The 18223-nt window shown below is 61.3% G+C and carries 16 protein-coding genes; 2 read left to right on the top strand and 14 right to left on the bottom strand.

The window, feature by feature from the left end:
- Positions 1-57: 57 nt before the first annotated feature.
- Complete coding sequence (locus tag ABD833_RS03855) at positions 58-1020, bottom strand: transposase (protein ID WP_345071095.1); 963 nt, start codon at positions 1018-1020, stop codon at positions 58-60.
- A 304-nt stretch (positions 1021-1324) separates the two neighbouring features.
- Here ABD833_RS03855 and ABD833_RS03860 point away from each other — a divergent pair, with 304 nt between their 5' ends.
- Together ABD833_RS03860 and ABD833_RS03865 are read left to right on the top strand one after the other, a co-directional pair.
- A complete protein-coding gene (locus tag ABD833_RS03860; RefSeq protein ID WP_345071097.1) occupies positions 1325-3049 on the top strand; it encodes a T9SS type A sorting domain-containing protein in 1725 nt (574 codons plus the stop codon).
- Positions 3050-3087: 38 nt separating this feature from the next.
- Positions 3088-3228: a hypothetical protein gene (locus ABD833_RS03865; RefSeq protein WP_345071098.1), complete on the top strand. Its 141-nt coding sequence runs from the start codon at positions 3088-3090 to the stop codon at positions 3226-3228.
- Between the two features lie 96 nt (positions 3229-3324).
- On the opposite strand, the gene ABD833_RS03870 is transcribed toward ABD833_RS03865, so the two are convergent.
- The 13 genes from ABD833_RS03870 to ABD833_RS03930 form a co-directional block, all read right to left on the bottom strand.
- Positions 3325-3885 (bottom strand): IS630 family transposase, encoded by a 561-nt coding sequence (locus tag ABD833_RS03870; protein ID WP_345071100.1) that lies wholly within the window; start codon positions 3883-3885, stop codon positions 3325-3327.
- Positions 3882-4346, bottom strand: coding sequence for a helix-turn-helix domain-containing protein (locus ABD833_RS03875; protein WP_345071101.1), 465 nt, complete (start codon positions 4344-4346; stop codon positions 3882-3884). The genes ABD833_RS03870 and ABD833_RS03875 overlap by 4 nt, the downstream gene beginning before the upstream one ends.
- Positions 4347-4757: 411 nt before the next feature.
- The gene (locus ABD833_RS03880; RefSeq protein WP_345071102.1) at positions 4758-8324 is read right to left on the bottom strand and encodes a hypothetical protein; all 3567 of its coding nucleotides are present in this window, start codon (positions 8322-8324) and stop codon (positions 4758-4760) included.
- Positions 8325-8579: 255 nt separating this feature from the next.
- Positions 8580-12284, bottom strand: a complete 3705-nt coding sequence (locus tag ABD833_RS03885; RefSeq protein ID WP_345071104.1) for a sensor histidine kinase — start codon at positions 12282-12284, stop codon at positions 8580-8582.
- A 111-nt stretch (positions 12285-12395) separates the two neighbouring features.
- On the bottom strand, positions 12396-12749 hold the full coding sequence (locus tag ABD833_RS03890; RefSeq protein WP_345071105.1) for a DUF983 domain-containing protein: 354 nt from the start codon (positions 12747-12749) through the stop codon (positions 12396-12398).
- A gap of 68 nt (positions 12750-12817) precedes the next feature.
- Positions 12818-13063 (bottom strand): hypothetical protein, encoded by a 246-nt coding sequence (locus tag ABD833_RS03895; protein ID WP_345071107.1) that lies wholly within the window; start codon positions 13061-13063, stop codon positions 12818-12820.
- Between the two features lie 40 nt (positions 13064-13103).
- Positions 13104-13658 carry a DUF420 domain-containing protein gene (locus ABD833_RS03900; protein WP_345071108.1) on the bottom strand — a complete coding sequence of 185 codons (555 nt, stop codon included), beginning with the start codon at positions 13656-13658 and terminating at the stop codon, positions 13104-13106.
- Entirely contained in the window at positions 13633-14307 is a 675-nt protein-coding gene (locus tag ABD833_RS03905; RefSeq protein WP_345071109.1) for an SCO family protein, read from the bottom strand. The genes ABD833_RS03900 and ABD833_RS03905 overlap by 26 nt, the downstream gene beginning before the upstream one ends.
- Positions 14308-14310: 3 nt before the next feature.
- Positions 14311-14652 (bottom strand): cytochrome C oxidase subunit IV family protein, encoded by a 342-nt coding sequence (locus ABD833_RS03910; RefSeq protein WP_345071110.1) that lies wholly within the window; start codon positions 14650-14652, stop codon positions 14311-14313.
- A gap of 115 nt (positions 14653-14767) precedes the next feature.
- Complete coding sequence (locus ABD833_RS03915) at positions 14768-15541, bottom strand: cytochrome c oxidase subunit 3 (RefSeq protein ID WP_345071112.1); 774 nt, start codon at positions 15539-15541, stop codon at positions 14768-14770.
- Positions 15542-15563: 22 nt separating this feature from the next.
- A complete protein-coding gene (locus tag ABD833_RS03920) occupies positions 15564-16151 on the bottom strand; it encodes a cytochrome c oxidase subunit 3 (protein WP_345071113.1) in 588 nt (195 codons plus the stop codon).
- Between the two features lie 9 nt (positions 16152-16160).
- Positions 16161-17012, bottom strand: coding sequence for a heme o synthase (gene cyoE / locus ABD833_RS03925; protein ID WP_345071114.1), 852 nt, complete (start codon positions 17010-17012; stop codon positions 16161-16163).
- Between the two features lie 52 nt (positions 17013-17064).
- Complete coding sequence (locus ABD833_RS03930) at positions 17065-18150, bottom strand: COX15/CtaA family protein (protein ID WP_345071115.1); 1086 nt, start codon at positions 18148-18150, stop codon at positions 17065-17067.
- Positions 18151-18223 lie beyond the last annotated feature (73 nt).

The raw sequence follows: 18223 nt of genomic DNA on the forward strand, positions 1-18223 counted from the left end.
TGAGATTTGACAAAACAGAGCTTTTGTCCTGCTCAGCATAACAATGCCCAGACTACTCTACCCCATTATTTTTGCAGATATCGGATAGCGAGCGACTTGCTTGATGAGCCAATCCAATAAGGCTTCGACTATTCGGGCTAGCTTAGTTTGGGCGTCGGTGGCGGGGCGGGTGAGTTGGCGCACGATATTCAAGCCGTGGCGGCTCAGGCTCGTGGCGCGGTAGCCGTGGTTTTTCCGGGGCAGCGGCGCCCGCCGGTCCGCCGCCCGGCCTACGCTCAGGCAAAAAGCATAGGCTAGGCTGACCAGCGCAACGAGTTTGCGCAGCTTGTCGTGCGAGCGCAAGTGGCTGTTTTCCAGGTTAAATCCCCGGCCTTTCAGGTTCTGAAAGCACTGCTCTATCGTCCAGCGCTTGGCGTAGAACTGCCCCAGGGAGGTCAGACCGGCCGTGCCAAAGAGAAAGAGAAACTCCCCTTCAGCCAGGGCTTTGACCCAGACTTGCCCCCAGACGCCATCGACTTGCCTGTGGGCAAAGCGGCGCACCTGCCCCACGGCCAGGCCCAGGTCCGCAATGGCGCAGCGCTCGCCGCTTTCAGCCGTCAGCAGATGATGCTTGGGCAGGCGCATGACAAAGCTCAACCCGTTGTCTTTGAGCCACTTCAACCACGCATGGCCCACAAACTCGCGGCCCAGCGCCGCCACGCAGACCTCGAGCACGGCCATGCGCTGGGCCGCGTTGGAGTTGCCGCTGCGATTGTCGAGCAGTTCCCGGTAGAGCGGCACGTGCCACGCGCCGCAGCCCACGGTGACGAGCAGGATAGTGACCTGACACTGGCCGAAGTCCCATTCGGTGCGGTCCAGGCACAGGCGCAGCTTGCCGGTTGATGGTAACAAGCTGATTATCAAACGTGCGAACACCAGGTAGTTGAGCGTCACATCGCGGAAGAAGTTCTGGATCCGGGTTTCATTCGAGGCGGGTTTAGCCGCATCGTTCAGGTGCTGGGCCACTTCGCAGAATGGCACGTTGCGGCTCTTTATCAGGCCAATAACGAATTACGCGATGAACTTTTGCCGCGACAGATGGCCCACCAGGGGCACGTGCTGTAAAACGGTCGTAATTTTGGCGATGAGGCGTCGCTTCACGGGGCGGGAAGGGCTTTGGTGTGTTGGAACCACAAAGGTCGGTCCGCCCCGTTTTAGCTGGCAACCCCTTCAAACAGGCAGCAGAGGGTCCTATTTGCCCATAAACAGTTGCTTATCAAATAATTGAAAAATCGTGTAGTATAGTAGGGAAGTACTATATTTGGTAACACATATTGTATTCCCCATGAAACCTTTTTCCTCCCTCTTGCCCGGGGGCCTGCTGGCCCTGCTGCTCCTCACTTTCAGCCGGCCGGCGGCGGCCCAGGCCCCGGCCTGGCAGTCGGCGCGGATTGTTGCCGTGGCCACGGCGGCGGCGGTTAATAGTTCCTCGTCAGTGAGCGCCACGGCCGTCGATGCGGCGGGCAATGTATACGTGGCCGGGATTTTCCAGGGCACGGTGGTGCTGGGCGGCACCACGCTGACCAGCCTCGGCCTCAATGACGTGTTCGTGGCCAAGTTCAACCCGGCCAGCAACCAGTTCGTGTGGGCGCAGCGGGCCGGCGGCACGAACGACGACCGAGCCACCGCGCTGGCCGTGAGTGGTACCAGCGTGTACGTGGCCGGGTATTTTTCCAGCCTTACGGTCGGCTTCGGTACCACCACCCTGACCAATGCGAATTCCAATGGCGGTTCCGAGGTGTACGTGGCCAAGCTCACCGATGCGGGCAGCACGGGCAGCTTCGTGTGGGCGCAGCGGGCCGGCGGCACGGAAACCGATTTTGCCACCGCGCTGGTCGTGAGCGGCACCAGCGTGTACGTGGCCGGCTTTTTCGACAGCCCCACGGCGGGCTTTGGCCCCGCCACTCTGACCAGTGCGGGCTCCTACGACGTGTTTGTGGCCAAGCTCACCGACGCGGGCAGCACGGCCAGCTTCGGGTGGGCGCAGCGGGCCGGCGGCACGGGCAACGATGGAACCTTCGCGCTGGCCGTGAGCGGCACCAGCGTGTACGTGGCGGGGTATTTTCAGAGTCTCACGGTCGGCTTCGGTGCCACCACCCTGACCAATACAAACGCTAATGGCTCTAATGACGTGTACGTGGCCAAGCTCACCGACGCGGGCAGTACGGGCAGCTTCGGGTGGGCGCAGCGGGCCGGCGGCACGGGGGACGAAACTGCTCTCGCCCTGGCCGTGAGCGGTCCCAGCGTGTACGTAGCCGGGTCGTTCACCAGCGCCACGGCAGGTTTTGGCCCCGCCACTCTGACCAATGCGGGCGGCCAGGATATATTCGTGGCCAAGCTCGCCGACGCGGGCCCCACGGGCAGCATCACGTGGGCGCAACGGGCCGGCGGCACGGCCAACGATTTAGCCGATGCGCTGGCCGTGAGCGGCACCAGCGTGTACGTGGCCGGACATTTCAGCAACGTCGCGGGCTTCGGTGCCACCACCCTGACCAGTGCGGGCGGTAGGGCGGGCATTCGCGACGTGTTCGTGGCCAAGCTCGCCGACGCGGGCAGTACGGGCAGCTTCGGGTGGGCGCAACGGGCCGGCGGCACGAGTGACGACCGAGCCACCGCGCTGGCCGTGAGTGGTACCAGCGTGTACGTGGCGGGGTTTTTCGACAGCCCCACGGTCAGCTTCAGCTCCATCACCCTCTCCAACCCAACCCTCAACGCCTCCACCTCCGGCTTCCTGGCCTCCCTCACCGACCCCACCCTCACCGCCACCACCGCCACCCGCGCCCCGGCCCCGGCGCAGCTCTTCCCCAACCCCGCCCACCGCACGGCCACCCTGCGCCTGCCCGCCGGCACCGCCCCCGCGCCCCTGACCCTGACCGATGCCCTGGGCCGGGCCGTGCGCCGCTACCCCGCCCCGGCCGGGGCCGAAGCTACGCTCGACCTGGGCGGGCTGCCCGCCGGCCTCTACCTGCTGCGCGGCGCCGGCCCGGCCCGGCGCCTGGCGGTGGAATAGGGGTGGGCTATATTTGAGAACACCTTTTTCCTCTCCCCGTGAAAGCATTTTCCCCTTTCTCCGTGGGCCTGCTGGCTCTGTTTCTCCTCACCTTGCACCTGCCGGCGACGGCCCAGGCCCCGGCCTGGCAGTCGGCGCGGGCCGTCGCGGCGGCTACGGCGGCGGCAGCTAGTGGTTAAAAAACTTTATTGAGTCGGGTATAATTTAGCGAGTTTGATGCGGGCATCCGCCGTTTTGAATTGCCAGTTACGGGGCTTGGGCCGCGCATTCTAGCGCTATTGCCACTGTTCCACCACGGCTCGCACCTGCTCGCTCGTAGTGAATGGCTGGTCGAGGACCTGCCGGCTGAGCACGGAGAATTCAATTTCGGCCCTGTTCAGCCATGAGCCATGGGCCGGGGTGTAGGTGATTTCCATCCGCCGCAGATACGCCTGGGCCACGGCGGGCGGAAAGTGGGCGTAGAAGAAGCTGCGCTTATGAGTGCTCAGGTTGTCCATCACCCAGCGCACCTTCTTGGCCTCGCGGTAGGTCGTATCCATCTGCCGGGCCACAAACTGGACCCAGGTGGCCGCTTTGTGGTCGGCCTCCACGCTCAGGTAGCGCCAGCCCCGCAGCGGCTCGGTGGCCACGAACAACTCCACTACGCCCCGGCGCACGTATTCCGAATCGCGGCAGCGCTGGCCGGTGGAAGTCGTAAACTGCTCGTATTCGAGCAGTTGCTTGGGCGACTCATCCAGGCACACGACGGGGTAGTCCGCGTCGTAGGGCTGCTCGTAGAGGTCGAGCTCCTGCTCCATCTGGCACACGAACGAGGCGCTCTGCTCGGCCGGAATCACCCACTGCTGCGGGCCGTTGAAAGGCTTGAGCTCGTTTTTTTTAGCAGCCGGGCCACCATCGTGGTCGAGATGTGCTCGACTACTGCCAACTCCACCAGGCGCTCGGCCAGCAGGCGCAGCTGCCAGCGGGGCTGACCGTCGGGCGGGCTTTGACAGAGCAGGGCCGTCAGGTGGGCCTCCACCCGGCCGTCTATCTTCTTGTCGGAGCGTGTTTTACGAATCTTCGGCTCGAACAGGGCCATGCCCTCTTCGCAGAACTGGCGCCGGACCCGCTCCACCGTTTTAGTGGACACGCCTAGCACGGCGGCCAGTTCGGAAGCCGGGCGGCGGCCCGCTTGCTCGTCACTATTCAACAGAATCTGAATGCGTTGCAGCTTCGGCGAATGGCTTTTGTATTTCTTCTGCCACCCTGCCAGGGTCTGGCGTTCCTCAGCGGTCAGAAACAGGCGATAAACTATCATTGACAAGGGGGTTAGCAAGGAAAAGAGCAACAGACCCAATAATGTTTTTCAACCACTAGAGCGTGTGGACACTTAGCTAAAAGGGTCTTTGAAGCCATCGAAACAGTCATGCTGAGCTTGTCGAAGCATCTCTACCGGACGTTTTGCCGCAAAAAAGCGGTAGAGATGCTTTGACAAGCTCAGCATGACCGCCTTTTTCGTTAAGTGTCCACACGCTCTAGAACAAATCGATCAATGAAGCGACGCGAAGGGTCGCGTATCTGCACCATGTACTGTTCGTGAAACCGCTATAAATGGACGAATGGCTTTGGTGCTGCAGAAATAAGCCGGGACAACCACAAGCAATAACAGCGGGGATTAACAGGGATTTTAAGCTCGTCTGCGCTCCCGCAGCAGGATTAGGCACTAAACTCAAAACAGCACCGATACCTGCATGCGGCCGGTGTGCACGGCGTTCAGGCCGTTGGCTTTGCGGCCGTCGTAGGCCACGGTCACGTTCAGGCCATTGCTGAGGCGCTGCTCCAGGTTCAGGTTCCAGGTGAAGTTGCTGCCGGGGCGCAAAGCGTTGAGGATTTCCAGCCCCACCAGCGAAGACTCCGCGCCCTCCATCCCTTCGAAGCCCACGCGCACGTAGCGGGTGGCGGCCGTCACGGTGCGCTTGCTCACCTGACTCAACCGCGTTTCGAGGCCCAACTCGTCAAAGGTGCCGCGGGTATCCTGGTTGGCGCCTGCGCGGGTGTTGCGCTTGCTGGTGCGCAGATAGGTGCCGGTGAAGCGCAGCGAATTGTTGGGCTGGTAGCTGATTTCGGGCGACGCTTCGTAGATCAGCAGGCTGAAGTCGCGGGCGGCCTGGGCCCCGGGCAGGTTGGCCAGATAGTTCGACAGGCTGGCCCGCACGTTGCGGGAGGTGGTCAGGCGGCCGGTGAAGCTCTGGGCCAGGGTGCGGCGCACGAGCAGCTGCTGGCTGGCCAGGTTGCGGGTGTCGGTGCCATTGGTGAGCAGCACTTTCTGCTGGGTTTGCTGCACCGTGAACTCAGCCCCGAAAACAGGGTTCGAGCGGTTGAAGTACAGCGTGTTGCGCAGCAGCTTGTTCAGCGACAGCAGCAGCAGGTCGTCGGTCTGAAACGCAAACGGATTCAGCCGCGAGCTAAGCGAGGTTTCGGTGGTGCGCCGGTCCAGCGTGACGGTAGTGATGGCCGAAAATCGCCCTACGATGCCCCGTAGGCCCACGGCCTCCCGCCATTCGCGCGGGGCGCTGGTGGTGAGGCGGTAGTTGAAGCGGTTGGTGAAGGCCGTGATGTAGTCGTCGGTGGGCAGGAAGACCTTAATGTGGGTGCGGAACTGGGCGTCGGGCGTCTGGGCCTCAAAAAACTCCTCCTTGTCCTGGCGGGTGTTGTTGTTGGCGTCGCCGCCGTAGTAGTGGGTGCCCTGGCCGTTTATCACCGTCAGGAAGGAATAGTCGCGCTTCAGCTCCCGGCCCGTGGCAATGCTGTAGCTCAGCTCCGAGCGCAGCACGTTCTGGAAAAAAGTGGCGTTCCAGTCAATGTTGCTGAGCACGGTGCGCTGGCGGGCACTGTCGCGGGCGGCCAGGTCGCGGTAAGTAGCCAGCACGTTCAGATCCTGATTTTTCCCCAGGCGGCTGGTGAACGAACCCTGCCAGGTCTGGGCCCGGCCCCGCTCCCGGAACTCGTTGCTCCGGGGCGTCTGGTCGCGGCGGTAGGTGTAGTCGAGGCGGAAGCGGGTTTTGGCGCTGTCGCGGCTTTGCAGAAAAAAGGCGTGCTCGTCGTAGTAGTTGGCCGAGCTCAGCGAGTCGCCATCGGGCAGGGCTACGCGGTTTTTGTCGAAGCGGTAGGCGTAGCCGGGCACCACGGGGCCGCGCACGTAGCGGGCCGTAGCCTCGCCCCGGGCCCAGCTGGACCGGCGCTGCCCGGCATCGGAATCGAGTACAAACAAGCCGGTGCGCACTTCCACGTCGCCGATTTTGCGGGCCACGTCCAGCCAGTGCTGCAGGCCGCGGACTTCCCCGGCCCGGTAGCGGCGGCTGAGGCGGTAGTTGAAGGCATTGTCGATATCCTTCACCGCGCCCACCGAAAAGTTGAAGATGTTGTCTTCGCGGGCCACGCGGCGCACGGCATTGCCCTGGGTGGTGCTGGTGGTGCTCCAGTTGCGGTCGAATTCCACGTCGCGGTACCGGTCGATGGGCGCGAACCGGCGGCTGGTGTACTCGTAGTCGAGGGTGCTGCGCAGCTTGTACTCCCTGAGAATGGGCAGGTTCAGCGGCCGGTCGAGCACGGCGTAGCCCACCCGGAATGCCTGCCCCTTATCCGCCGCCGCCGAAAACCGGTTCAGATCCAGCTGCGACGAGGCCATATCCACGAACACCGTTGTCGTCGAGTCGACCTGGTAGCTGGTGCCCACGCTGAGCAGCTGCTTCTGCAGGGGCGTGGGTATGAGCCGCTCGGCCCGGTAGCTGCCGCGGCCCGGGCCCACGTAGGAGAACACCCGGCCGTTGGCATTGGCGTTTTCAGTGCTCAGGCGGTAGTCGCCGGCCCCGCCTCCCACCTGGGTGAAGCGCACGTTGAACACCCGGGTCGAGTCGGTGGGCGGATACACGAACGTATTCACCGGCAGGCCCGTGCCGGGGTCGGTGCCGACCACGAGGTTGTACTGCACCTGCTGGCGGTTGTAGTCCACGGGTTCCCCGCCGGGCAGGCGCAGCTGACTCACGTTGTCGGTCAGGTTGCGCAGCGTGTCCCGGTCGGCCGCCGTCAGGGTCAGGTTGGGCGAGTTGTCGGGGTTGTCGGCTTCGCGGTAGTAGTTGGCCCGCACGCTCAGCTTACCCACTTCCTGGTAATGACTCAGGTGCGTGAGTGAGCGGGCGTAGTTGAAGTCGGAGTACTCAAAATCAACCTTGATGCGCGAGTTGCGGGTAATCAGGTGGCGGGGCGAAAAGGTAACCTCGGCCTGGTTGTAGTCAATAACGTAGTCGAAGTCGAAGCCGCGGGTCATCAGCCGGCCGTCGAGGTAAACCCGCTCGGAATTGGCCAGCACGATGATGAACTGCTCGCCGTTGGGGCCGCGCAGGCGGTAGGGTCCCTGCACGTTTTCGATGGGCGCCAGGTCGATGGACGCGAACTTACCCTTGGCCACGCCCGCCGCCGCCACCGTGCTGCTGCGGAGGCCGGGCCGGCCCAGGTTCACCTCCGCCGCCGCGCCCTGTACATTTTTGTAGAAGCGCAGGAAGTAGTCGGGTTTGTTGCGCAGCACCACGTCGCCGGCCGTCAGGTTCCAGTTGGGGTGGCTCAGGGTGATGTAGATGCGGTCGAATTCCTGGAGCTGCTGGGTGTTGCCCTCGGGCTGAAACGGCACGTTCTGGTCGGAAATGGCCGCTACCAGGTTGATTTTATCGGTGAGCTTCCCTTCCAGCTGCAGGTTGAGCGAGGAGTTGACGAATACGTTCTGGGTGTTGCCAAACGACACGCCCCGCGACAGATTGCCGGTTTTGCTGATGCCGGGAGTGCTCAGAATCTGCTCCTTCACCGCAAAGTCGTCGAACTGCAACGTCCGCCGGGTGAAGCTGAGGCTGTCCATCAGGGTGCGCGGCCGCCGGTAGCGGGCCGCCGTAAGCTGCACCGGCAGCACGCGGTAGCACACCAGCAGCGAATCAGGCGGCGGGGGCAGCGGGTTGCCCGCCGAATCATATTCCACGGGCTGGGGCCGCGTCCGGATCAGCTGGTAGCGGTCCGTGCGCGCATCGTAAGCCAGCGCGCGGCCGGCGGCATTCACGGAAGTGGGTACCACCGTCAGCGTATCGGTCAGGGTAAACGTGGTGGTGTCGCGGCCGGGCGTAAGCGCCACCCAGCGGCAGCGCCGCGACGACGGCACCCCCACCTGCTGGGCCACAGCGGCGTGGGCGGCCAGCAAAACCATCAGCAGCAGGCAGGCGGGCAGAAGCCGATGCGTAATGCTGCGGATCATGGAAACGGGTTGCGGTGGAAAAAGCGGTGGGAACTGGCTCCACAACGTGCAAAGCCGGGGTTTGGTGCTTGGTTTGGTGCCTGGTTTGGTGCCTGGTTTGGTGCTTAGTGCCGGCTGTTGAGGCCCGGCTGTCATCCTGAGCCTGCGAAGGACCTTATCGCGCTGGAACGAGTCGTTCAACTGGCATAAGGTCCTTCGCAGGCTCAGGATGACAAGTCGATACAAAACCAGGCCCCAGGCCCTAAACGCAAAGCTCTACTCCGGGGCCAAAGGCAGCTCGATGAAAAACCGGGTCCCGACATCTTCCCTGGTTTCAAACCAGATGTGGCCGCCCGCGCTTTCAATGCCGCGCCGCGCCACCGCCAGCCCGATGCCGGAGCCGGATTCCTTGGTGGTGAAGTTGGGGACGAAAATTTTGTCCTGCACGTCCCGGGGGATTCCCGCGCCGTTGTCCTGAATGCAGATCCGCACCCGGTCGGCGCCCGCTGGGGTCAGAGCGGCCATAATCAGGGGCTTGCGGGTGGCCGGCACCGACTGCAGGGCGTTGATGAGCAGGTTGTTGAAAGTGCGCACCAGCAGATTTTCGTCGGCAAACACTATGTAGCGGTCATCCTGCAGCCCGGTGGAATCGTGCAGATCGATGACGCCGCCGTGGGTTCCGCCCTGGTGCAGGGCCACGCAACGGCGCAGAATAGCGGCCACCGCCAGCCGCTCGGGCCGCATGGCGGGCAGGTTGGTGAAGTTGCTGAACGAAGTGGCAATGTCGTTCAGCACGTCGACCTGCGTAATCAGGGTCTGGGAGATTTTGCCGATCAGCTCGTCTACGTTGGGGCGCTGCTCGGCAATGGCCTTCTGCAGAAACTGCAGGCTCAGCTTCATCGGCGTGAGCGGGTTCTTGATTTCGTGGGCTACCTGCCGGGCCATTTCGCGCCAGGCGGCCTCCTTTTCCTGATTAGCCAGCTCCTGCTTGCTGTCTTCCAGCTTGAGCAGCATGGCGTTGTACTCGCGCACCAGCAGCCCGATTTCGTCCGACGACTCGTAGGCCAGCATCTCGTTCTGCCCCGTGAGCGTGGTGTGGCGCAGCTTCTCGGTGATAACCTTGAGCGGGTTGGTCAGCAGGCGGGAGGCAATGAAGGTGAGGATCAGAAACAGGATAAACATCACGGTGAAGATGTTCAGGATGGTCGAAATCAGCTCGATGAGCTTGTTGTCCAGCTCCTTTTCCGAATCGAAGAACGGGATGCCCACGTAGCCCACCACCCCCGTACGGCCCGGGCCCGCCACGGCCCGCAGCGGGAGATACAGCGCATTGAACGACAGCGAACCGGCCTGTTCCATGAGCAGCACCCGCGGCTGGCCACGCTCGGCCAGCGAGGCTACCGCCTGCGGGTTCATCAGCGGGCTCAGCAGCCCCGACTCAAAAATCAGGGGCTGGCTGCTCACCAGCAGCTGGCCCCGGGCGTCGTAGAGGTTGAGGTCGGTTTCGGTGAGGCCCGCCACGTTTTCGGCCAGGGCAATCAGCGGAGCTTTACTGGCCGAGTCTGCCAGCAGCGCATCGTGGCGCAGCAGATTTTCCTGCACGGCCTTGCCGCGCCGCTCGTAGGTGCGCAGCAGGTCGCGCTTGTAGGACGAGGTTACCTGGCTGGCCGTGGCCACGCTCACCACTACCAGCGGCACCAGAATTCCGAAGTTGAGAAAGAGCTGAATCTTGGTGCTGAAGTTGGTCTGGAAAGCCTCCACGTAACGGCCCCGGGCCAGCATGTAGATACCGATGCACAACAGCCAGAAAAAGGTGTGCAGCAAAAACAGGAAGGAGAAGTTGGCCAGCCAGTTGCTGAACGAATAAGTGGCGGTCGTCACCACCACCATCCGGCTCTGGGCGCCTCGCACGGCCAGGTGGTGAAAACCCTCAACCGACAGCCCGGAAGTGTAGAGCCGCGCATCGAGCAGCTGCGTAGCCGATAGGTTGTTGCCGTAGTCAAAGTCGCCCTCATTGTACACCAGCCGGCTGTTCTCGTAGCCGGCGTAGCTGAGGTCGGGGCCCAGGTTGGGCTGGAAGAATTTCTGGTCGACCAGCAGCTCAGGGACTACGCTGTAGGCCGTCAGCTTTTTCAGCGACAGCTCCAGCAGTACCGTGTTGGCCCGGCGACGGGAGGTGGGCACGCGCACGAAGGCCACGTAGCGGCGGGTGCTGAAGGAATTACTACCGCGGACCAGGTACAGGTTGGCCTGGTCCGTAAGCACCGCATCACGCAACAGCTGCCGCCGCCGCTGGTACAGCGACGGGGCCGTCCCCCCCCCCTCAATCGGCTTACCGCTGGGGTCGAAGAGCGACACGACAATTTCGTACTTATCGAAATAGTCGCGCAGGTAGTACTTGATGATTTTCTGCCGCACAATGTCCTGGCTGGCAAACGGACTCGCCAGGCGGGACCGGATCAGGGGGTCGGCGGCTAGCTCCCGGGTGCGCTCGGCCAGCAGGTATTCGCCTTGCAGGTCATTATCGACCAAGAGGTTGCCGGCAATTTTCTGCTTGCTGAGCACCAGCTGGTGGTCGAAATGCTCGTACAGGGCCAAAGCCCCCACGGCCGAGCTGACGCCCAGCATCAGGAAAATAAACAGGTAGACCTGATACGGCACCACGGCCGCGAGCTGCTTGAGCCCCGTGAGGCGCACCACGAAGAAGAAGAGCAGCGTCAGCCCCAGCAATACCAGGTCCACCTGATCCAGGGCCAGGCCCAGGGGCAGGAAGACGACCGTGCCGGCCCCCAGTACCAGCACGCCCAGCTGTCGGGTGCCCGGCCGCACAACGGTGATAAAAAGCTGGGAGAGCATGTAAAACCCCACCAGGTAGCCCCCCGTGTGCAGCACAATAGCCAGACAGAGCAGCAGCTTGAAGCCGCTGATCTGGATGCTTTGGGTGACGTCGAGGATCAGCTGGGAGTTGTTGAAGCTATTGGAGTAGAACTGAAACAGCAGCTCCAGCAGCCCCAGGAAAAAGCTCACCACAATGGCCCCGAACAGCGCCCGGGCCGGCAGGCCGTGGATGTGCCGGCCCCACCGCACCAGCCCGTAGCGGCGGAACAGCAACAGGCTGTAGTAAGCAATCAGCAGCAGTAGAAAGGCATTGATGAGCAGGTCGCCCAGCGAGGGCGACAGCCAGGAAGCGGCATATACCCGCGGGTCGAACAGGGGAACCTCGATAAAGGAAAAGGGTAGCCCGAAGTACAGCAGCGCGGCGCGGAACACGGCCAGGGGGGCCACTATTGCCGTAGCGGAGGCCACGGCATCGCTCCGGTCCCGAAAGCGCCGGGCCAGCAGCAGCCAGCTCACCAGATACAGGCCAAGTCCCAGCAGCAGCAAGGCCAGCGGCAGGTATTTGCCCGTGATGGGATTGGCCTGCAGGCTTTCCACTGAGAAGAGGTACCGGCCTTCGTCGGAATAGATCCTGGGCAGCGCCCGCCCCCCGGCAATGCCGGCGACCAGCCGCACGTTCAGACCCTGGAACAGCGCATTCTCCTCCCCTTCTTTCAGGTAGCGGTTGCTGATACTGTAATGCCGTTCCAGTGGCACGTAGGTCAGAATAACGTACGGACCGGCCACCCGGCGCAAGGCCAGAAACCGCCCGAACTTCATGTCCACGAACTTTTCCCGGAAGTTCTGACCCACGTTTTCGGGCTCCGGCCGCATCGTGTGGTCAGACCAGTACCAGAGCTGTTCGCCCCGGAAAATAAAGCACGGATACGTGGTGCGCCCCACCAACGAGCCGAAACTTACCTGCCCCTGCTGCAGGCGGTCGGCTACTTCGTCGGCGTCCCGCTCGGCCGTCGTTTCAGCCTCCCGCATCAGCGCCTGCAGGCGGGCGACATCAGTACGCAGCAAGGTATCGGCGGCCTGTCCGTAGTGACTGCTCAGGTAAGCCCCCACAAAGCAGACGACGGCCCCAAAAAGCAGTAGCAACGGAGACAGGCGGGGCGACTTCAAAGGCAACTGATACTGGGCCGACGGGGTTACCGGCGCGGAAAACGGGAAGGGGCTATCAACAAAAATGCCGCCAAAGGGCGGCATTTCCTAGCTTTTCGGAGTTCCCGCCGCCGATGGAGGCGGGCCCGGAGCATAGGCAGCATCATAATGCACCCCGCCGAAAAAGTACAGCATCATAGTACGGGCGTAGCGAAACATAAGGGGCGTGAGCAGAATAACTACCGCCGCCACGGTCACGATATAGATCCAGGTGGCCGGGTCGCCGGCCAGAAAGTAGAGCAGGATGCCCGTCAGCACCACGATGCCCACGGAAAAGCCATAGCTGATGTACATGGCCCCCCAGTAGAACCCTACTTCCGGCTCGTAGGCCTGCCCGCAAGCCGGGCAAGCCGCCGGCATCTCATCGAACCGGGCCAGATTGAAGGCGGAATGGAGAAACAATGGTCCCTGATGACAGCGCGGACACTTCTGAGCCAGCAGCGCCAAAGCGGTCGAACTGGGTCTGGGCATTACTTCTTCTGGTGAGTGTGCCGATACCAGAAGTACCCCACCGCGCCCATAAGAACGTAGGGCACCGTCATCAGGTAAAGAATCCCGCTGTTGAGGCCGGCGGTATCGTAGGAGCCTTTTTCCGTGCGGGCCGACTCCACCTGCGTTTTACACATGCTGCACTGCGCCCGCGCGGCCAACGGGGCCAGACTCAGCAACACACTCAAACACACGGCAAACAGGCCAAAAATTGCAGTCTTTTTCATCTCTTTTCTAACAGTCCCGGCCGCGTTAAGTTTCCCCGACTCAGGTGTAATACGGCGAAATCAGGAAGTAGACGATAACGCCCGTAACCGAAACGTAGAGCCAGACCGGGTAGGTCCAGCGGGCAATGCGGCGGTGCCGGGCAAACTGTGCCGTGAGGGCAAAGTACAACGTAAACAGCACCAGGCCCACCGTAGCCGCCGCCAGCGTGATATGGGTCAGCAGCAGGAAGTAATACACGTACCGGATGAAGCCCACGCCGCCGAATCGGGTGGAATCGACCTGGGAATGATACACCACGTACGACACCAGAAATAAAGCCCCGATCAGAAAGGCGGTGCCCATCATGGCCCGGTGTTTCAGCACTTCCTTGCGGCGGATGAAATAGTAGCCCAGCATCAGGCACATGGCCGTCAGCGAGTTGAGCACGGCATTCAGCGCGGGCAGAAACTTCACCTGCGCCCCCGGAATGCGAAAGGCTTCGGGGAAGTAGTGCAGTATGGCCACCAGCAGGGGCACAACCGCCGCCAGCACGGCCATGGTGACTTTGATCTTGGTGTGGTTTCCGGGGTTAACGGCCGGGGTCAGTGTGGTCATAGTCGTACAGCAGCACGCTGATTTCGGTGATGAGGCGGTTCACCTCTTTGGCTTTGGTACCATCGTAGATGCCCCGCACGCGCCGGTTCCGGTCCACGAGGAAGAGGTTCTGACTGTGCACCAGCCCCGGAGCCGCGCCGGTCGGGGCAGGCAGCCGGTATTCCTGAGTAGCTAACCGATAGAGCGCCGTTTTGTCGCCGGTCAGGAAAAACCATTTACCGGCAATAGCCCCATACTGCTCGGCGTAGCGCTCCAGCACCGCCACCGAATCGTGCGCCGGATCGACGGTATACGACACGAGCTTCACGCGGGGCTCCTTGCGGAATTTCTCCTGCACCTGCATCAGCAGGCCATTCATGCGCGGACACGCGCCGGGGCAGGTGGCAAAGAAGAAACTGGCCACGTACAGGCCACTATCCAGATCCGTTGGGGTAACCATCCGCCCCGATTGCGACTGCAGCCGGAAATCACCCAACTGGTGAAAAACAGTATCGCGCTGCCACTTCCCCCCTACCTGCGTCGAATCGACGCGGTCGGGCAGGTAAGTTGGCAGCGCGTAACGGTTGGTGCCGAAGGTTCTCAGGAAGAGAAAAGCCAGTACCGGCACTAGCAGCATGATGCCCAGCAACAAAGTTTGTTTGGGCCGCATCCGCTATTTAAAGATGTTGTAAACCGCTTCTCCGATGTAGGAACCCTCGGTGATGAGGGCTACCAGCAGCCAGATCAGCAGCGCCATAGGCACCAAAATGATCCAGATCAGACCTTTCGTCTCGTGCTTCAAGTGCATGAACTCCGCCACGATGAAGAACGCTTTGAAGATGGTCAGGATGATCAGGATGGAGTTGCGCAGCGTGCTGGGGTCCATGATGAACGTCACCGCGAATTCCAGGGCCGTAATGCCGACCAGCACGAAGAACGTCTTCCAGATCCAGCCCGTGACGGGCTTGGTAATCTCCCCAGGGGCCTGGGTATGGTCAGGTGCTTGATGAGCCATTTTGAGAGAATTAAGAATTAAGAAGTAGGAATTAAGAATTAGGAATTGATATGCGGAAGCTAAGCATACACCGCGTTGCGCAGCAAGTCTTAATTCCTAATTCTTAATTGAAAAATCAGACCAGGTAGAAGAAGGTGAAAACGAACACCCAGACCAGGTCAACAAAGTGCCAGTAGAGGCCTACTTTTTCTACCATCTCGTAGTGCCCCCGGTTATGGAAGGTGCCGTTGGTGGTGGCAATAAAGCAGTACGTCAGCAGAACCAGCCCGCTGAATACGTGGGTACCATGGAAACCGGTAATGAAGAAGAACAGGTCGGCAAACAGCACCGGACCGTATTGGTTCATGGCCAGGTTAGCCCCGAAGAACGTGCTGCCATCGAGCATCTTGGTGCCCTCATCGGTGCCGGTGATAAAGTGGCCCCACTCCCAGGCCTGGCAGCTTACGAACGTGGCACCAAAGAGCAAAGTCCAGAGCAGCCATTTTTGCACGTCGGCCTTGTCCATACGGTGGCCGGCTTCAACGGCCAGTACCATCGTCACGGAGCTGAAGATGAGAATCATCGTCATCAGGGCGACGAAAGCCAGCGGCAGGTCGACGCCGTGCAGGCCGGGGAAGGAGTTAAATACCTTATCCGGAATCGGCCAGTAGGCCGAGCTGAACACGAAATCCTTGTGGGCGCCAGCGTAAGCGAGGTGACGGTGACGAACCAGCCCGTAGGTGGTCAGGAAAGCGGCAAACGTGAAGGCGTCAGACAGCAGGAAAAACCACATCATCAGCTTGCCATAGCTAGCCTTGAAGGGTTCGTTGCCGCCGTCCCAGGTGCCCGAGCGGGGCTCTTCGTGGGAAGTGCTGGGCGAAAGCATCTGCGTCGGGGAAGTGGTGGACATAGCGGGCAGGGTAAAAACGAAATCAGTGGTTCAAAAGTAGGAACAAATACAGGTACAACCAAAGCGCGCCCAGGAAGTGCCAGTAGATGGCCACGTTGCCGATGGAGAGCATCTGGCGGGAATGCACCCGGTAGTTCAGGCTTTTACGCAGTACGATAAGCAAAAAGATCAGGCCCGTAATCAGGTGAAACGCGTGGACCCCGGTGAGCACGTACAGAAACGAGCCCGATGGATTAGAGTCAACGCCACCGAAGAAGATCTTGTTGCGGACCAGATCGGCCCACACGTTCCACTGCCCGATCAGGAAGGCTATGCCCAGCGCAAACGTCAGCCCCAGACCGATTTGTACGCGGCGCACCTCATCTTTGCGGGCCGCGAAATAAGCCCACTGTACCGTAGCGCTGCTCAGGGCCAGAATGATGGTCGTCGTCAGCAGGCGAACCGGCAGGTCAAATTCCAGCCAGTTGCCTTCTTCGCGCCGCACGATGTAGGCGCTGGTGTAAGCGGCAAAAATCATGGTGATGCTCACCATCATCAGCCAGAGCAAAAACCGCAGCGGGTGAGTACCGGCCCCGGGTTCTTTTTCTGGAGTTAGCTCCGTAGTAGTCATGCGAAAAGATTAAAGTTTGTCGAGTACCAGCGCAATCTGAACGATGGGCAGGTAGAGAAAGGAACCGAACATAATGCGCATGGCGGCTTTTTTAGTGCAGGTGCGCATCAGGTAAAACGTCTGCATCAGAAACAGCACCCCGCACACTACGGCTACTATGGCGTAAATCTTGCCGCTCATGCCAAACTGGAACGGCAGTAAGCTCAGCGGCACCAGCAGCAGCGTGTAGGTCATGATCTGGAAAGCGGTGCGCATGTCCTTACCGCCCGGCGTGGGCAGCATCTTGAAGCCGGCCTTCTTGTAGTCGTCGTCCAGCACCCAGGCAATGGCCCAGAAATGCGGAAACTGCCACATGAACTGAATGCCGAACAGCACCCAGGCTTCCAGACCCAGAATACCCGTGGCGGCCACGTAGCCGATCAGCGGCGGCATGCCCCCCGGAATGGCGCCTACGGCCACGCAAATAGGCGAAATGCGCTTGAGCGGGGTATATACGAAGCCGTAGAGAATCAGCGACACCAACGACAGCGCCGCCGCCTGGGCATTGAAGAAGTAAGTCAGCAGGCCCAGGCCGAAAACGCCCAGCACGATAGTGAAACCCCAGGCTTCGGTGATGCTGAGCACGCCCATCGGCAGGGGCCGGTTGGCCGTGCGCTTCATGAGCTTGTCGAGGTCCCGCTCGAAGATCTGGTTGATAGTATTAGCCGACCCTGTAACGGCCAGACCACCCACCATCACCAGCATCGCCCGGGTCCAGTCGAGTTCCTGCACGCCGAGCAGGTAGCCAATGGCGCTGGAAAACGCCACCGTCAAGGCCAGTCGAAACTTAATCAACTGGAAATACGCCTTGGCTTTTATCATTAAGGAAGGGAACAGTCCACCCGTGGTAGCAACCGCCAACGGGGCCGCAAAGTTACGCAACGACGCCCGCATAAGCGACCGGTACGGTGAATTTCGTTAGCCGCCGGTACGTGACGATGGTGAGAAACTGGGAGCCGAACAGCAGGGTAGCTACCGTGAGATGAATGGGCTGTACCGCGGCCGGCAGCGCCAGGTAAGCCAGCGTTATGCCCGCCAGGATTTCCAGCCCGATGAAAGTCAGGTTGAGCGTCGCCAGCCGGCGCAATCGGTAGTCGGCCAGCCCGTAGAGCCGGTAGGCCACGTACCCGTTCAGCAGCAGCAGCAAGGCCGAAAACGTCCGGTGGATTTTGAACGTGTTACCCAACTGCTCCACCCAATCGACCCGGTTGAGGTAATTGTTGGCCGCAGCCACCATATCAATCTGCTCCCGCACCTGGGTGCCCAATACGATCTGCGCAAACGTCAGCAGCGTTATCAGCCAGAGCAAAGCTGTTAAGCCCGTTGAAAGCGCCAGCGGCGCGGCCTGCGGGGCGGCATATTCCTTTTGCGACCGGACCACGGCGTAGATCAGCATCGCCACAATCAGCAGGGCCACGCCCATGTGGATCGTGACCAGCACCGGCAGCAGGTTGGTGGAAACGACCAGGGACCCCAGCCAGCCCTGAAACCCCGTCAGCAGAAACGAGGCGAAGGCCAGCCAGAACACCGCCCGGTCGCGCTGCCAGTACGGCAGGGCAAATACTACCGTCAGGAAGATAAAGAGGCCGATAAGAGCGCCCAGCAACCGGTTCAGGTACTCAATCCAGGTTTTGGTAGCATTGAAGTCCGTTTCGATATACTGGGTAGGGTGGGCGAATATTTCCCCGGCGACCTGCTTAAACCCCAGTCTCTCCAGCGTCCGGGCCAGCTTCTGGTTTTTAGCTACCCGCTGGGCCAGGTACACCTCTTTGTAGTCGGCAGGCAGCTGGCTGATCTGCGTGGGGGGCACCCATTGCCCAAAGCACTTGGGCCAGTCGGGGCAGCCCATGCCGGAACCCGTGCTGCGGACCACGCCGCCGACCAGAATGAGTAGATAAACCGCTACCACCGTCAGGATTCCAACGAAGCGGAAGCGGCGCACAAAAGCAGGTAGTTGCATGCGTAGGGAGAACAAGCCAGGTATTGGCTTTACAACAATCCAAACCCCGTTTAGATTGCCAAAGGTCAAGAGA

The sequence above is a fragment of the Hymenobacter fastidiosus genome, assembly GCF_039539565.1.
Lineage (GTDB): Bacteria > Bacteroidota > Bacteroidia > Cytophagales > Hymenobacteraceae > Hymenobacter > Hymenobacter fastidiosus.

Excerpts from the sequence above, each read along its gene's own strand:
- ABD833_RS03875 (WP_345071101.1), bottom strand. The coding sequence starts at position 4,346 with ATGATAGTTTATCGCCTGTTTCTGACCGCTGAGGAACGCCAGACCCTG.
- ABD833_RS03915 (WP_345071112.1), bottom strand. The coding sequence starts at position 15,541 with ATGTCCACCACTTCCCCGACGCAGATGCTTTCGCCCAGCACTTCCCAC.
- ABD833_RS03895 (WP_345071107.1), bottom strand. The coding sequence starts at position 13,063 with ATGAAAAAGACTGCAATTTTTGGCCTGTTTGCCGTGTGTTTGAGTGTG.
- ABD833_RS03860 (WP_345071097.1), top strand. The coding sequence starts at position 1,325 with ATGAAACCTTTTTCCTCCCTCTTGCCCGGGGGCCTGCTGGCCCTGCTG.
- ABD833_RS03920 (WP_345071113.1), bottom strand. The coding sequence starts at position 16,151 with ATGACTACTACGGAGCTAACTCCAGAAAAAGAACCCGGGGCCGGTACT.
- ABD833_RS03900 (WP_345071108.1), bottom strand. The coding sequence starts at position 13,658 with ATGACCACACTGACCCCGGCCGTTAACCCCGGAAACCACACCAAGATC.
- cyoE (WP_345071114.1), bottom strand. The coding sequence starts at position 17,012 with ATGATAAAAGCCAAGGCGTATTTCCAGTTGATTAAGTTTCGACTGGCC.
- ABD833_RS03905 (WP_345071109.1), bottom strand. The coding sequence starts at position 14,307 with ATGCGGCCCAAACAAACTTTGTTGCTGGGCATCATGCTGCTAGTGCCG.
- ABD833_RS03880 (WP_345071102.1), bottom strand. The coding sequence starts at position 8,324 with ATGATCCGCAGCATTACGCATCGGCTTCTGCCCGCCTGCCTGCTGCTG.
- ABD833_RS03910 (WP_345071110.1), bottom strand. The coding sequence starts at position 14,652 with ATGGCTCATCAAGCACCTGACCATACCCAGGCCCCTGGGGAGATTACC.
- ABD833_RS03930 (WP_345071115.1), bottom strand. The coding sequence starts at position 18,150 with ATGCAACTACCTGCTTTTGTGCGCCGCTTCCGCTTCGTTGGAATCCTG.